The sequence below is a fragment of the Pseudomonas sp. IT-P2 genome (assembly GCF_949767575.1).
Lineage (GTDB): Bacteria > Pseudomonadota > Gammaproteobacteria > Pseudomonadales > Pseudomonadaceae > Aquipseudomonas > Aquipseudomonas pharyngis.
Map to the genome: position 1 here is coordinate 1 of NZ_CATKQA010000047.1, position 13,480 is coordinate 13,480.

Sequence of the window (13,480 nt, forward strand, 5' to 3'; positions counted from 1 at the left end):
AGCTAAAATCATCGAGTGATCTCTTTATTGAGTCAGCTCTGATGAGTTGAAAAAGCCCCCGCTTAGCGGGGGCTTTTTTATTGGGTTGACACCTATCTGGGGCGTCTATAGAATTGCGCCTCCTTTTAACGGGCGTATTGCGCCCGGTGGGAATAGCAGCCGGAGTCTGAAATCCAATGCAAAATCAGCAAATCCGTATCAGGTTGAAGGCTTTTGACCATCGCCTGATCGACCAATCAACCCAGGAAATCGTGGAAACCGCGAAACGTACTGGTGCTCAAGTGCGTGGTCCAATTCCACTGCCTACCCGTAAAGAGCGGTTCACCGTTCTGGTTTCCCCGCACGTCAACAAAGACGCGCGTGACCAGTACGAAATCCGCACTCATAAGCGCGTTCTGGACATCGTTCAGCCAACGGATAAAACCGTTGATGCACTTATGAAGCTTGATCTTGCGGCCGGTGTGGAAGTGCAGATCAGCCTCGGCTAAGACTCGGTCTTGGTCGTGTAACGCTCTGAAATGGGCGGCCATAGCGGGTGAAAGCCCCGTACACTCATGAGGTTTACAACATGACTATTGGTGTAGTCGGTCGTAAAGCGGGTATGACCCGTATTTTCACCGAAGAAGGTGTCTCCATTCCGGTCACGGTCATTGAGATCGAGCCGAATCGCGTCACCCAGTTCAAAACTGAAGAAACCGATGGCTATCGTGCAGTGCAAGTCACTGTCGGCGAGCGTCGTGCTTCCCGTGTTACAGCTGCTCAAGCTGGCCACTTCGCCAAGGCGAACGTTGCCGCTGGTCGTACCGTAATGGAATTCCGTCTTGAAGAAGGCGAGTACCAGGCCGGCGATCTGATCAACGCTGAAATCTTCGCTGCTGGTCAACTGGTTGATGTAACCGGTCAGTCCAAAGGTAAAGGCTTCCAGGGTACGATCAAGCGTTGGAACTTCCGCGGGCAAGATAACACCCACGGTAACTCCGTATCCCACCGCGTCCCAGGCTCTATCGGCCAGTGCCAGACTCCTGGTCGTGTATTCAAGGGCAAAAAAATGTCCGGTCATATGGGCGCTGAGCGCGTGACCGTGCAGTCCCTGGAAGTAGTGCGCGTGGACGCTGAACGCAATCTGTTGTTGGTCAAGGGCGCTGTACCTGGCGCTACTGGCGGCAACCTGGTTGTACGTCCGGCAGCCAAGGCTCGCGGTTAAGGGGAAGCTGACATGCAATTAAATGTAAATGACGCTCAAGCGATCGAAGTTTCCGAACTGACATTTGGCGGCGAGTTCAACGAGACGCTGGTTCACCAAGCAGTCGTGGCCTACATGGCTGGCGGCCGTCAGGGTAGCAAGCAGCAGAAGACCCGTTCCGACGTTCGTGGTGGCGGCAAGCGCCCATGGCGTCAGAAAGGTACTGGCCGTGCTCGTGCCGGTACTATTCGCAGCCCAATCTGGCGCGGCGGCGGCACCACCTTTGCAGCTCGTCCACAGGATCACTCCCAGAAGCTGAACAAGAAGATGTATCGCGCAGCAATGCGTTCCATCCTTGCTGAGCTGGTGCGTACTGATCGTCTGGTCGTGGTTCAGGACTTCGCAGTTGAAACTCCGAAAACCAAAGACCTGCTGGGCAAACTGAACAACATGAGCCTGACCGATGTTCTGATCGTGTCGGACGCTGTTGATCAGAACCTGTACCTGGCTGCTCGCAACCTGCCACACGTTGATGTACGTGACGTGCAAGGTTCCGATCCAGTTAGTCTGATCGCATACGACAAGGTGTTGATCACCGTGTCGGCCGTGAAGAAATTCGAGGAGCTGCTGGGATGAACCAGGAACGCGTATTTAAAGTTCTGCTTGGCCCGCACGTTTCCGAGAAGGCTACGGTTCTGGCAGACAAGAAAGGCCAGTTCGTTTTCAAGGTTGCTACTGATGCAACCAAGCTGGAAATCAAGAAGGCCGTCGAAAGCCTGTTCAGCGTGAAAGTTGAGCGTGTTACTACCCTGAATGTTCTGGGTAAGAGCAAGCGCACCGCTCGCGGTCTGGGCAAGCGTAATGACTGGAAGAAGGCAGTTATCTCCCTTCAGCCAGGCCAAGATCTCGATTTCAGCAGCAGTGCTGAGTAAGGAAGGGGTGCATCATGGCAATCGTTAAATGCAAACCGACTTCCCCTGGCCGCCGTTTTGTGGTCAAGGTGGTCAACCAGGAGCTGCATAAAGGCGCTCCTCACGCACCGCTGCTCGAGAAAAAATCGAAGTCTGGTGGTCGTAACAACAATGGCCGTATTACCACTCGTCACATCGGTGGTGGTCATAAGCAGCATTATCGTCTGGTCGACTTCCGTCGCAACGACAAGGATGGCATCGCTGCCACTGTCGAGCGTATCGAATACGATCCAAACCGTACTGCTCACATCGCTCTGCTGCTGTACGCAGATGGCGAGCGTCGCTACATCATCGCCCCTAAAGGCGTGAGCGCTGGCGACCAGCTGATCGCAGGTGCTCTGGCACCGATCAAGCCGGGCAACGCTCTGCAACTGCGCAACATTCCAGTTGGTAGCACCGTACACGGCATCGAACTGAAGCCAGGTAAAGGCGCGCAAATCGCTCGTTCCGCTGGCGCTTCGGCTCAGCTGATCGCTCGTGAAGGCGTTTACGTGACCCTGCGTCTGCGTTCGGGTGAAATGCGTAAAGTACTGGCTGAGTGCCGTGCGACCCTGGGCGAAGTCTCGAACTCCGAGCACAGCCTGCGTTCGCTGGGTAAAGCTGGTGCCAAGCGCTGGCGTGGCGTTCGCCCAACCGTTCGTGGTGTTGCCATGAACCCGGTTGACCACCCACATGGTGGTGGTGAAGGTCGTACCTCTGGTGGTCGTCATCCGGTATCGCCATGGGGCTTCCCGACTAAGGGCGCGAAGACTCGTGGTAATAAGCGTACCGACAAAATGATCGTCCGTCGTCGCAAGTAAATAGAGGGATACGACAGTGCCACGTTCTCTGAAAAAAGGTCCTTTTATTGATCTTCACCTACTGAAGAAGATCGAAGTGGCGGCGGAAAAGAACGATCGCAAACCAATTAAGACTTGGTCGCGTCGTTCGATGATCCTGCCACAAATGGTCGGTCTGACCATCGCAGTACACAACGGTCGTCAGCACGTCCCAGTTCTCGTTAACGAAGACATGGTCGGCCACAAACTGGGCGAGTTCGCCGGTACCCGCAACTATCGCGGGCACGTGGCAGACAAGAAAGCCAAGCGTTAAGGGGTAAGGAAATGGAAGTAGCCGCTAAGTTGTCGGGCGCTCGAATCTCCGCCCAGAAAGCCCGCTTGGTCGCCGACCAGATCCGCGGGAAGAAGGTGGGCGAAGCGCTCAACCTGTTGGCTTTCAGCAGTAAGAAAGCCGCCGAGATCATGAAAAAAGTGCTGGAGTCGGCCGTAGCCAACGCCGAGCATAACGAAGGCGCAGACGTTGATGACCTGAAGGTCAGCACCGTTTTCGTCAACGAAGGGCGTTCGCTGAAGCGCATCATGCCACGTGCCAAAGGCCGTGCTGATCGCATCGTCAAGCGGTCTTGCCATATCACTGTCAAGGTTGCTGACAAGTAACGGAGTCGAAGAGATGGGTCAGAAAGTACATCCCATTGGCATTCGCCTGGGAATCGTCAAGGAGCACACCTCCGTCTGGTACGCAGACGGTCGGACTTATGCGGACTACTTGTTCGCTGATCTGAAGGTGCGTGAATACCTCCAAGACAAACTAAAAAGCGCGTCCGTAAGCCGTATCGATATCCATCGTCCGGCTCAAACTGCACGCATCACCATCCACACCGCTCGTCCAGGTATTGTTATCGGGAAGAAAGGTGAAGATGTTGAGAAACTGCGTCAGGACCTGACCAAGCAAATGGGTGTGCCTGTGCACATCAATATCGAAGAGATCCGCAAGCCGGAGCTCGACGGTATGCTGGTTGCGCAGAGCGTAGCTCAGCAGCTGGAGCGTCGTGTAATGTTCCGTCGCGCCATGAAGCGCGCTGTACAGAACGCCATGCGCATTGGTGCCAAAGGCATCAAAATCCAAGTGAGCGGTCGTCTCGGCGGTGCTGAAATCGCACGTACTGAATGGTATCGCGAAGGTCGTGTGCCACTGCACACCCTGCGTGCCGACATCGACTATGCCAACTACGAAGCTCACACCACTTACGGTGTGATCGGTGTAAAGGTTTGGATCTTCAAAGGCGAAGTAATTGGTGGTCGCCAAGAAGAGCTGAAGCCACAAGCACCAGCGCCTCGTAAAAAAGCTGCTAAGTAAGGGGTACGCCAAATGTTGCAACCTAAGCGTACGAAGTTCCGCAAGCAGATGACCGGCCACAACCGTGGTCTGGCACTGCGCGGTAGCAAAGTCAGCTTCGGCGAGTTCGCGCTGAAGTCTGTAGCTCGTGGTCGTCTCACCGCTCGTCAGATCGAGTCAGCGCGTCGTGCACTGACCCGTCACGTAAAACGTGGCGGCAAGATCTGGATCCGTGTATTCCCGGACAAGCCGATCTCCAAGAAGCCTCTCGAGGTTCGTATGGGTAAAGGTAAGGGTAACGTGGAGTACTGGGTTGCCCAGATTCAGCCAGGCAAAGTCCTGTATGAAATCGAGGGTGTTTCTGAAGAGCTGGCGCGTGAGGCTTTCGCCCTGGCTGCTGCAAAGCTGCCGCTCGCCACCTCCTTTGTTAAACGGACGGTGATGTGATGAAAGCGAATGAACTTCGTGAAAAATCCGCACAGCAGCTGAACGAGCAACTGCTCGGCTTGCTGCGCGACCAGTTCAATCTGCGTATGCAGAAAGCAACTGGCCAGTTGGGGCAGTCTCATCTGCTCTCGCAAGTTAAGCGTGACATCGCTCGCGTGAAGACTGTGCTCAACCAGCAGGCAGGTAAGTGATCATGGCTGAAGCCGAAAAAACTGTCCGTACGCTGACTGGCCGTGTTGTCAGCGACAAGATGGACAAAACCATCACCGTTCTGATCGAGCGTCGCGTTAAGCACCCGATCTACGGTAAATACGTTAAGCGTTCGACTAAGCTGCACGCGCACGACGAAACCAATCAGTGCCACATCGGCGACAAAGTCACTATTCGTGAAACTCGTCCGATGGCCAAGACCAAGTCTTGGGCGCTGGTTGATGTTCTCGAACGCGCTGTGGAAGTCTAAGGGCTAGGGGTCGGAGAAATTATATGATTCAGACTCAATCCATGCTCGATGTGGCCGATAACAGCGGCGCTCGCCGTGTTATGTGCATCAAGGTGCTGGGTGGCTCCCATCGTCGTTACGCTGGTATCGGTGACATCATCAAAGTTACCGTGAAGGAAGCAATTCCTCGCGGTAAGGTGAAAAAAGGCCAGGTGATGACTGCTGTTGTAGTCCGCACTCGTCACGGCGTACGTCGTGCTGATGGCTCCATTATCCGCTTTGATGGCAACGCTGCTGTTCTTCTGAACAACAAGCAAGAGCCGATCGGCACCCGTATCTTTGGGCCAGTGACCCGTGAACTTCGTACTGAGAAGTTCATGAAGATCGTCTCGCTCGCCCCAGAAGTGCTGTAAGGAGATCCGACATGCAAAAGATTCGTCGTGACGACGAGATCATCGTGATCGCCGGCAAAGACAAAGGTAAGCGCGGTAAGGTGCTGAAGGTTCTTGCTGACAACCGTCTGGTTGTTGGCGGTCTGAACCTGGTCAAGCGTCATACCAAGCCTAACCCGATGTCGGGCGTACAGGGCGGTATCGTCGAGAAAGAAGCGCCACTGCACGCTTCCAACGTCGCCATCTTCAACGGCGAAACCAACAAGGCTGACCGCGTTGGTTTCAAAGTAGAAGACGGTAAGAAAATTCGTGTCTTCAAGTCGACCCAAAAAGCGGTTGATGCTTGAACACTGCTAGGTAGAAGACCATGGCACGACTAAAAGAGATTTACCGGAAGGAAATCGCTCCGAAACTTAAGGAAGAACTTAAGCTTTCGAACGTGATGGAAGTTCCGCGCGTTACCAAGATCACCCTGAACATGGGTCTGGGCGAAGCGATCGGCGACAAAAAAGTCATCGAGCACGCTGTTGCTGACCTGGAAAAGATCACCGGCCAGAAAGTCGTTGTGACCTACGCTCGCAAATCCATCGCTGGCTTTAAAGTCCGTGAAGGTTGGCCGATCGGCGTCAAAGTGACCCTGCGCCGTGAGCGTATGTACGAGTTCCTGGATCGTCTGCTGTCGATCTCCCTGCCTCGGGTTCGCGACTTCCGCGGCCTGAATGCCAAGTCCTTTGATGGTCGTGGCAACTACAGCATGGGCGTGAAAGAGCAGATCATTTTCCCGGAAATCGACTACGACAAGATCGATGCTCTCCGCGGTCTGGACATTACCCTGACCACCACTGCTAAGAACGATGACGAAGGCCGCGCTCTGCTGCGTGCTTTCAAATTCCCGTTCCGCAACTGATTGGAGTAGGAAAATGGCCAAGAAGAGCATGAAAAACCGTGAGCTGAAGCGTCAGCTCACCGTTGCCAAGTACGCCGTCAAGCGTGCAGCGCTGAAAGCTATCATCGTCGATCTGAACGCAAGTCCAGAAGCGCGTTGGGAAGCTACCGTAGCTCTGCAGAAGCAACCGCGTGACGCAAGCGCTTCGCGCATGCGTAACCGTTGCCGTCTGACCGGTCGTCCGCACGGCGTTTACCGCAAGTTCGGCCTCGGCCGTAACAAACTGCGTGAAGCGGCAATGCGTGGTGACGTACCAGGCCTGGTTAAAGCCAGCTGGTAATTGCTGTCAAAGCCTTGATGGTCGGGGTCGCAAGAACCTGACCATCGGTGGCCTTGAACTTGAATCAAGCCCCTTTTGGGGCTTGATTCATTTCTGGGGTGTGTCTAGAATGACCGGCTCGCCTGAGCCCGTGTTTTTTACGCCCGGAATTCCTCGGCGACAAGTAGTAGCCGCAAGGCTAATTTTTCTGTATTAGGAGCGTCTAGCCCATGAGTATGCAGGACCCGTTAGCGGACATGCTAACTCGAATCCGTAATGCCCAGATGGCTGAAAAGTCCGTCGTAAGCATGCCGTCTTCCACGTTGAAGGTGGCTGTAGCAAAAGTCCTGAAGGACGAAGGTTACATCGCGGGTTATCAGATCAGCAGCGAAACCAAGCCGCTGCTGTCCATCGAGCTGAAATACTTCGAAGGCCGTCCGGTCATCGAAGAAGTGAAGCGCGTTAGCCGTCCAGGCCTGCGTCAGTACAAGTCCGTCGAAGATCTGCCAAAGGTACGTGGTGGTCTCGGTGTGTCTATCGTCTCCACCAACAAAGGTGTGATGACTGATCGTGCTGCGCGCGCTGCCGGTGTCGGCGGCGAAGTTCTTTGCACTGTGTTCTAAGGGGGGATAAGCATGTCTCGCGTCGCTAAGAACCCCGTTAAGCTGCCAGCCGGTGTCGAAGTAAAATTCGCAGGCCAACAGCTTTCGGTGAAGGGTGCCAAGGGTACTCTTGAACTGAACGTCCATTCGTCCGTTGAAGTCGTTGAAGAAGCTGGTGAGCTGCGTTTTGCTGCTCGCAATGGCGATCAACAGACTCGCGCAATGGCCGGTACCACTCGTGCGTTGGTAAACAACATGGTCCAGGGCGTAAGCCAAGGCTTCGAGCGCAAGCTCCAGCTGGTCGGTGTTGGTTACAAAGCGCAAGCAAAAGGTCAGGTGCTGAACCTGGCTCTTGGCTTCTCGCACCCAGTGGATTACGAACTGCCGGAAGGCATCACCGCTGAGACTCCTAGCCAGACCGATATCCTGATCAAGGGCATCGACAAGCAGCTGGTAGGTCAAGTGGCCGCCGAGATCCGCGACTTCCGTCCACCAGAGCCGTACAAAGGCAAAGGTGTGCGCTACGCGGACGAAGTCGTCCGTCGTAAAGAAGCCAAGAAGAAGTAGGGCATAGCAAATGACCGACAAAAAAGTTACTCGACTGCGTCGCGCTCGCAAAGCACGCCTGAAAATGCACGAACTCGAAGTCGTGCGTCTCTGCGTGTTCCGCTCTTCGCAGCACATCTACGCCCAGGTCATTTCGGCCGACGGCAACAAAGTCCTGGCAAGCGCCTCGACTTTGGATAAAGAACTGCGTGATGGCGCCACTGGCAACATCGACGCGGCCACTAAGGTTGGCCAGCTGGTCGCTACGCGTGCTAAGGCCGCTGGCGTCTCGCAGGTGGCTTTCGACCGCTCTGGCTTCAAGTACCACGGCCGCGTTAAAGCGCTGGCTGATGCTGCTCGTGAAGCTGGGCTGGAGTTCTAAGTTATGTCAAATAACGACCAAAAGCGCGACGAAGGCTACATCGAGAAGCTGGTTCAAGTTAACCGCGTAGCCAAAACCGTAAAAGGCGGCCGTATCTTCACTTTCACCGCGTTGACCGTGGTTGGTGATGGTAAAGGGCGTGTTGGCTTCGGCCGTGGCAAGTCGCGTGAAGTGCCTGCTGCGATCCAGAAGGCAATGGAAGCTGCTCGCCGCAACATGATCCAGGTTGATCTGAACGGCACCACTCTGCAGTACGCAATGAAGTCCGCCCATGGCGCTTCGAAGGTGTACATGCAGCCTGCTTCTGAAGGTACCGGTATCATCGCTGGCGGCGCTATGCGTGCAGTCCTCGAAGTTGCTGGCGTTCAGAACGTTCTGGCCAAGTGCTACGGCTCGACTAACCCTGTAAACGTGGTTCACGCCACTTTCAAGGGTCTGAAGGCTATGCAGTCTCCTGAGTCCATTGCAGCCAAGCGTGGCCTGCGTGTTGAGGAGATCAAGTAATCATGGCTACCGTTAAAGTTACGCTGATCAAAAGCATGACCGGCCGCATCCCTAACCACAAACTGTGCGTTAAGGGTCTGGGTCTGCGTCGCATCGGTCACACTGTAGAAGTCCAGGATACTCCCGAGAATCGCGGGATGATCAACAAGGCTTACTACATGCTGCGTGTCGAGGGTTAATCGATGAAACTCAATGATCTGAGTCCAGCGCCGGGTTCCCGTCGCGAAAAGCATCGTCCGGGCCGTGGTATCGGTAGTGGTTTGGGTAAGACTGGTGGCCGTGGTCACAAAGGTCAGACTTCCCGCTCCGGTGGCACCATTGCTCCAGGCTTTGAAGGCGGTCAACAGCCGCTGCATCGTCGCCTGCCGAAGTTCGGTTTCGTTTCCCTGAAAGCCATGGATCGCGCAGAAGTGCGTCTGTCCGAGCTGGCTAAAGTGGAAGGCGACATCGTCACCGTGCAGTCCCTGAAAGATGCCAACGTGATCAACGTCAACGTACAGCGTGTGAAAATCATGCTGTCCGGTGAAGTGACTCGCGCTGTCACTATCGGCAAGGGAATCGGCGCCACCAAGGGTGCGCGTGCGGCTATCGAAGCAGCTGGCGGCAAGTTCGAGGAATAAATGGCTAAGCAAGGTGCTCTCTCTGCGCTCGGCAAAGGCGGTATGTCTGAACTTTGGGCTCGTCTGCGTTTTCTGTTCCTGGCGATTATCGTCTACCGAATAGGCGCACACATCCCGGTTCCAGGTATCAACCCGGACCGACTCGCGGACCTGTTTCGACAGAATGAGGGGACCATTCTTAGCTTGTTCAACATGTTTTCCGGCGGCGCGCTGGAGCGGATGAGCATCTTTGCACTGGGGATCATGCCGTACATTTCGGCATCGATCATCATGCAACTGATGACCGCCGTCAGCCCGCAGCTGGAGCAGTTGAAGAAGGAAGGTGAAGCTGGCCGTCGCAAGATCAGCCAGTACACCCGCTACGGCACCGTCGTCCTCGCTCTCGTTCAGGCCATTGGCATGTCCATTGGCCTGGCGGGGCAGGGCGTTGCGTTCACTGGTGACTTTGGCTTCCATTTCGTCGCGGTCTCCACGTTTGTGGCTGGCGCGATGTTCATGATGTGGCTGGGTGAGCAGATTACTGAGCGTGGTGTAGGCAACGGTATCTCGATGTTGATTTTTTCGGGTATCGTCGCCGGTCTTCCGAGAGCAATCGGGCAGTCTTTCGAGTCTGCGCGTCAGGGCGATATCAATATCTTCGCCTTGGTTGCCATCGGTTTGCTGGCAGTAGCGATTATCGGTTTCGTGGTGTTCATTGAGCGTGGTCAGCGTCGTATCGCTGTTCACTACGCCAAGCGTCAGCAGGGCCGCAAGGTTTTTGCTGCGCAGACAAGCCACTTGCCGCTGAAGGTGAACATGGCCGGTGTTATTCCGGCTATTTTCGCGAGCAGCATTTTGCTGTTCCCGGCTTCGTTGGGTGCCTGGTTTGGTCAGTCTGAAGGTATGGGCTGGTTGCAGGACATCTCGCAGTCGATCGCTCCTGGTCAGCCGTTGAATATTCTGCTGTTTAGTGCAGGGATTATTTTCTTCTGCTTCTTCTATACGGCGTTGATGTTCAATCCGAAAGACGTAGCGGAAAACCTGAAGAAGTCCGGTGCCTTTATTCCGGGCATCCGTCCAGGTGAGCAGTCCGCACGCTATATTGATGGCGTTCTGACTCGCTTGACCATGTTCGGTGCTCTTTACATGACGGCCGTGTGCTTGTTGCCCCAGTTCCTGGTGGTTGCAGCAAACGTTCCGTTCTACCTTGGCGGGACCTCGTTGCTGATCGTGGTCGTGGTTGTGATGGACTTCATGTCCCAAGTACAATCGCACCTCGTTTCGCACCAGTACGAATCCCTGATGAAGAAAGCCAACCTGAAGGGTTACGGCAGCGGCATGTTGCGCTGAGTACCCATAAGGTTCGAGGAGTTGGTGATGAAAGTTCGTGCATCGGTGAAAAAGCTGTGCCGTAACTGCAAGATTATTCGCCGCGAAGGTGTTGTTCGAGTAATTTGCAGCGCGGAACCGCGTCACAAACAGCGCCAAGGCTGAGTGTGATTGTGCTTCAAGCCCGGTAGCTAGTGCGCTACCGGGTTGATTATTTGTTATTACAGCGATATTATCTCGCGCCCTATTTCTTGGCTTCCGGGGCGTAGGTAGCTGTCAATTGGAGTCCCACTGAATGGCCCGTATTGCAGGCGTTAACATTCCAGATAACAAGCATACTGTTATCTCGCTGACCTACATCTATGGTGTTGGTCGCACTACTGCACAGAAGATCTGTGCAGAGACTGGGGTAAACCCAGCCGCAAAGATCAAGGATCTGAGCGACGAGCAGATTGAACAGCTGCGTGGCGAAGTGGCGAAGTTCACCACTGAAGGTGACCTGCGTCGCGAAATCAACATGAAAATCAAGCGCTTGATGGACCTCGGTTGCTATCGCGGTCTGCGTCATCGTCGTGGTCTGCCAGTACGCGGTCAGCGTACCAAGACCAACGCGCGTACCCGTAAAGGTCCGCGTAAGCCGATCCGCAAGTAATCGCCCCAGCGAATCGACAGGAATTTAATCATGGCAAAACCTGCTGCTCGTCCTCGTAAAAAAGTTAAAAAGACAGTGGTTGATGGCATCGCCCACATCCATGCCTCTTTTAACAACACCATCGTGACCATCACCGACCGTCAAGGTAACGCTCTTTCCTGGGCTACCTCCGGTGGTTCGGGTTTCCGCGGTTCCCGCAAGTCCACCCCGTTCGCTGCTCAAGTAGCTGCTGAGCGTGCTGGTCAAGCTGCGCTGGAATACGGCCTGAAAAACCTCGACGTGAATGTCAAGGGCCCAGGTCCAGGTCGTGAATCCGCAGTCCGCGCTTTGAACGGCTGTGGCTACAAGATCGCCAGCATCACCGACGTGACGCCAATCCCGCACAACGGGTGCCGTCCGCCGAAGAAGCGCCGCGTGTAATCCAGGAGATTGTAAAGAATGGCTCGTTACATTGGTCCAAAATGCAAACTCGCTCGTCGCGAAGGCACCGATCTCTTCCTGAAGAGCGGCGTGCGCGCGATCGAATCGAAGTGCAACATTGAAGCAGCACCTGGTATCCACGGCCAACGCCGCGGTCGCCAGTCCGATTACGGCACCCAACTGCGCGAAAAGCAGAAGGTCCGTCGTATTTACGGCGTTCTCGAGCGTCAGTTCAGCGGCTACTACAAAGCTGCTGCCAGCAAGAAAGGTGCAACTGGTGAAAACCTGCTGCAACTGCTCGAATGCCGTCTGGACAACGTTGTATACCGTATGGGCTTCGGTTCGACTCGTGCCGAATCCCGTCAGCTGGTATCGCACAAGTCGATCAGCGTTAACGGCCAGACCGTAAACGTTCCGTCCTACCAGGTTCGTGCTGGTGACGTGGTTGCTGTTCGCGAGAAGGCAAAGAACCAACTTCGCATTGTCCAAGCTCTCGAGCTGTGCGCCCAACGTGGTCGCGTAGAATGGGTAGAGGTAGATGCTGAGAAGAAGTCGGGCGTTTTCAAGAACGTTCCTGCTCGCAGTGATCTGTCCGCCGACATCAACGAAAGCCTGATTGTCGAGCTCTACTCCAAGTAAGTAAGGGCTAGAAAATAGGTGCATCCATGCAGATTTCGGTAAATGAGTTCCTGACACCCCGCCACATTGATGTGCAGGTTGTCAGTCCAACCCGCGCCAAGATCACTCTCGAGCCTCTCGAGCGTGGTTTTGGCCACACCCTGGGCAACGCGCTGCGCCGCATCCTGTTGTCCTCAATGCCCGGCTGCGCAGTAGTCGAGGCCGAGATTGACGGTGTGCTCCACGAGTACAGCGCCATCGAAGGTGTACAGGAAGACGTAATTGAAATCCTGTTGAACCTTAAAGGTCTGGCCATCAAGCTGCACGGTCGTGACGAAGTTACGCTGACCTTGTCGAAGAAGGGTTCGGGGGTGGTTACCGCTGCCGATATTCAGCTGGATCATGATGTCGAGATCGTTAATCCCGATCACGTAATCGCTAACCTGGCGTCTAACGGCGCCCTGAACATGAAGCTCACTGTAGCTCGTGGTCGTGGTTATGAACCAGCCGACTCGCGTCAGAGCGATGAAGACGAAAGCCGCAGCATCGGTCGCTTGCAGCTTGACTCTTCGTTCAGCCCGGTTCGCCGTATCGCATACGTGGTGGAAAACGCCCGTGTCGAGCAGCGTACCAACCTGGACAAGCTGGTTATTGATCTGGAAACCAACGGTACCCTGGATCCTGAAGAGGCTATCCGCCGCGCTGCAACCATCCTGCAACAGCAGTTGGCTGCGTTCGTCGACCTCAAAGGTGACAGTGAGCCAGTGGTTGTCGAGCAGGAAGACGAGATCGATCCGATCCTGCTTCGCCCGGTTGACGATCTGGAACTGACTGTACGTTCGGCTAACTGCCTTAAGGCGGAAAACATCTACTACATCGGCGACCTGATTCAGCGTACCGAAGTAGAGCTGTTGAAGACTCCGAACCTGGGCAAGAAATCCTTGACTGAAATCAAGGACGTTCTGGCCTCCCGCGGTCTGTCCCTCGGCATGCGCCTCGACAACTGGCCGCCTGCAAGTCTTAAGAAGGACGACAAGGCGACTGCCTGATCGTCGTAATCACCGAACGTAGTGTTT

At 54.9% G+C, this 13,480-nt stretch carries 27 protein-coding genes; all 27 read left to right on the forward strand.

The window, feature by feature from the left end; genetic code table 11:
- Positions 1-176: 176 nt before the first annotated feature.
- The 27 genes from rpsJ to ACM6JM_RS25880 all read left to right on the forward strand — a co-directional run bounded on the left by rpsJ (position 177) and on the right by ACM6JM_RS25880 (position 13,453).
- The gene (rpsJ, locus tag ACM6JM_RS25750) at positions 177-488 is read left to right on the forward strand and encodes a 30S ribosomal protein S10 (RefSeq protein ID WP_003186070.1); all 312 of its coding nucleotides are present in this window, start codon (positions 177-179) and stop codon (positions 486-488) included.
- Between the two features lie 80 nt (positions 489-568).
- Positions 569-1,204 carry a 50S ribosomal protein L3 gene (rplC, locus tag ACM6JM_RS25755; RefSeq protein WP_007955641.1) on the forward strand — a complete coding sequence of 212 codons (636 nt, stop codon included), beginning with the start codon at positions 569-571 and terminating at the stop codon, positions 1,202-1,204.
- Between the two features lie 12 nt (positions 1,205-1,216).
- Positions 1,217-1,819 (forward strand): 50S ribosomal protein L4, encoded by a 603-nt coding sequence (gene rplD / locus ACM6JM_RS25760; protein WP_003228735.1) that lies wholly within the window; start codon positions 1,217-1,219, stop codon positions 1,817-1,819.
- A complete protein-coding gene (gene rplW, locus ACM6JM_RS25765; protein ID WP_002555488.1) occupies positions 1,816-2,115 on the forward strand; it encodes a 50S ribosomal protein L23 in 300 nt (99 codons plus the stop codon). The genes rplD and rplW overlap by 4 nt, the downstream gene beginning before the upstream one ends.
- Before the next feature lie 14 nt (positions 2,116-2,129).
- Positions 2,130-2,954, forward strand: a complete 825-nt coding sequence (gene rplB, locus ACM6JM_RS25770) for a 50S ribosomal protein L2 (RefSeq protein WP_003186055.1) — start codon at positions 2,130-2,132, stop codon at positions 2,952-2,954.
- A 16-nt stretch (positions 2,955-2,970) separates the two neighbouring features.
- A complete protein-coding gene (gene rpsS / locus ACM6JM_RS25775; protein ID WP_011336172.1) occupies positions 2,971-3,246 on the forward strand; it encodes a 30S ribosomal protein S19 in 276 nt (91 codons plus the stop codon).
- Positions 3,247-3,257: 11 nt separating this feature from the next.
- Entirely contained in the window at positions 3,258-3,590 is a 333-nt protein-coding gene (gene rplV / locus ACM6JM_RS25780) for a 50S ribosomal protein L22 (protein ID WP_003103908.1), read from the forward strand.
- A 13-nt stretch (positions 3,591-3,603) separates the two neighbouring features.
- Positions 3,604-4,290, forward strand: a complete 687-nt coding sequence (gene rpsC, locus ACM6JM_RS25785) for a 30S ribosomal protein S3 (RefSeq protein WP_003176422.1) — start codon at positions 3,604-3,606, stop codon at positions 4,288-4,290.
- A 12-nt stretch (positions 4,291-4,302) separates the two neighbouring features.
- Positions 4,303-4,716, forward strand: a complete 414-nt coding sequence (gene rplP / locus ACM6JM_RS25790) for a 50S ribosomal protein L16 (protein WP_003228729.1) — start codon at positions 4,303-4,305, stop codon at positions 4,714-4,716.
- A complete protein-coding gene (gene rpmC / locus ACM6JM_RS25795) occupies positions 4,716-4,907 on the forward strand; it encodes a 50S ribosomal protein L29 (protein WP_002555481.1) in 192 nt (63 codons plus the stop codon). The genes rplP and rpmC overlap by 1 nt, the downstream gene beginning before the upstream one ends.
- Positions 4,908-4,909: 2 nt before the next feature.
- Positions 4,910-5,176 carry a 30S ribosomal protein S17 gene (gene rpsQ, locus ACM6JM_RS25800; RefSeq protein WP_003194644.1) on the forward strand — a complete coding sequence of 89 codons (267 nt, stop codon included), beginning with the start codon at positions 4,910-4,912 and terminating at the stop codon, positions 5,174-5,176.
- Positions 5,177-5,199: 23 nt separating this feature from the next.
- Positions 5,200-5,568, forward strand: a complete 369-nt coding sequence (gene rplN, locus ACM6JM_RS25805; RefSeq protein ID WP_002555479.1) for a 50S ribosomal protein L14 — start codon at positions 5,200-5,202, stop codon at positions 5,566-5,568.
- Between the two features lie 11 nt (positions 5,569-5,579).
- Positions 5,580-5,894: a 50S ribosomal protein L24 gene (gene rplX / locus ACM6JM_RS25810; protein WP_003186046.1), complete on the forward strand. Its 315-nt coding sequence runs from the start codon at positions 5,580-5,582 to the stop codon at positions 5,892-5,894.
- 20 nt (positions 5,895-5,914) lie between these two features.
- Positions 5,915-6,454 (forward strand): 50S ribosomal protein L5, encoded by a 540-nt coding sequence (gene rplE / locus ACM6JM_RS25815; RefSeq protein ID WP_003210069.1) that lies wholly within the window; start codon positions 5,915-5,917, stop codon positions 6,452-6,454.
- A 13-nt stretch (positions 6,455-6,467) separates the two neighbouring features.
- Positions 6,468-6,773: a 30S ribosomal protein S14 gene (gene rpsN, locus ACM6JM_RS25820; protein ID WP_007955639.1), complete on the forward strand. Its 306-nt coding sequence runs from the start codon at positions 6,468-6,470 to the stop codon at positions 6,771-6,773.
- A 209-nt stretch (positions 6,774-6,982) separates the two neighbouring features.
- Positions 6,983-7,375 carry a 30S ribosomal protein S8 gene (rpsH, locus tag ACM6JM_RS25825; RefSeq protein ID WP_003228724.1) on the forward strand — a complete coding sequence of 131 codons (393 nt, stop codon included), beginning with the start codon at positions 6,983-6,985 and terminating at the stop codon, positions 7,373-7,375.
- Between the two features lie 12 nt (positions 7,376-7,387).
- Complete coding sequence (rplF, locus tag ACM6JM_RS25830) at positions 7,388-7,921, forward strand: 50S ribosomal protein L6 (RefSeq protein ID WP_011336170.1); 534 nt, start codon at positions 7,388-7,390, stop codon at positions 7,919-7,921.
- A 10-nt stretch (positions 7,922-7,931) separates the two neighbouring features.
- Entirely contained in the window at positions 7,932-8,282 is a 351-nt protein-coding gene (gene rplR / locus ACM6JM_RS25835; RefSeq protein WP_003186037.1) for a 50S ribosomal protein L18, read from the forward strand.
- Between the two features lie 3 nt (positions 8,283-8,285).
- The gene (gene rpsE / locus ACM6JM_RS25840; protein WP_007955637.1) at positions 8,286-8,786 is read left to right on the forward strand and encodes a 30S ribosomal protein S5; all 501 of its coding nucleotides are present in this window, start codon (positions 8,286-8,288) and stop codon (positions 8,784-8,786) included.
- Positions 8,787-8,788: 2 nt separating this feature from the next.
- Positions 8,789-8,965, forward strand: a complete 177-nt coding sequence (gene rpmD, locus ACM6JM_RS25845) for a 50S ribosomal protein L30 (RefSeq protein ID WP_003176408.1) — start codon at positions 8,789-8,791, stop codon at positions 8,963-8,965.
- 3 nt (positions 8,966-8,968) lie between these two features.
- A complete protein-coding gene (rplO, locus tag ACM6JM_RS25850; RefSeq protein ID WP_003228720.1) occupies positions 8,969-9,406 on the forward strand; it encodes a 50S ribosomal protein L15 in 438 nt (145 codons plus the stop codon).
- A complete protein-coding gene (gene secY / locus ACM6JM_RS25855; RefSeq protein WP_003228718.1) occupies positions 9,407-10,735 on the forward strand; it encodes a preprotein translocase subunit SecY in 1,329 nt (442 codons plus the stop codon).
- Between the two features lie 27 nt (positions 10,736-10,762).
- Positions 10,763-10,879, forward strand: a complete 117-nt coding sequence (gene rpmJ / locus ACM6JM_RS25860; protein WP_002555468.1) for a 50S ribosomal protein L36 — start codon at positions 10,763-10,765, stop codon at positions 10,877-10,879.
- A 130-nt stretch (positions 10,880-11,009) separates the two neighbouring features.
- A complete protein-coding gene (rpsM, locus tag ACM6JM_RS25865) occupies positions 11,010-11,366 on the forward strand; it encodes a 30S ribosomal protein S13 (protein WP_009045849.1) in 357 nt (118 codons plus the stop codon).
- Between the two features lie 30 nt (positions 11,367-11,396).
- Positions 11,397-11,786 (forward strand): 30S ribosomal protein S11, encoded by a 390-nt coding sequence (gene rpsK / locus ACM6JM_RS25870; protein WP_002555466.1) that lies wholly within the window; start codon positions 11,397-11,399, stop codon positions 11,784-11,786.
- 18 nt (positions 11,787-11,804) lie between these two features.
- Positions 11,805-12,425, forward strand: coding sequence for a 30S ribosomal protein S4 (gene rpsD / locus ACM6JM_RS25875; RefSeq protein WP_011336168.1), 621 nt, complete (start codon positions 11,805-11,807; stop codon positions 12,423-12,425).
- Between the two features lie 26 nt (positions 12,426-12,451).
- Positions 12,452-13,453 carry a DNA-directed RNA polymerase subunit alpha gene (locus ACM6JM_RS25880; protein ID WP_003186012.1) on the forward strand — a complete coding sequence of 334 codons (1,002 nt, stop codon included), beginning with the start codon at positions 12,452-12,454 and terminating at the stop codon, positions 13,451-13,453.
- Positions 13,454-13,480 lie beyond the last annotated feature (27 nt).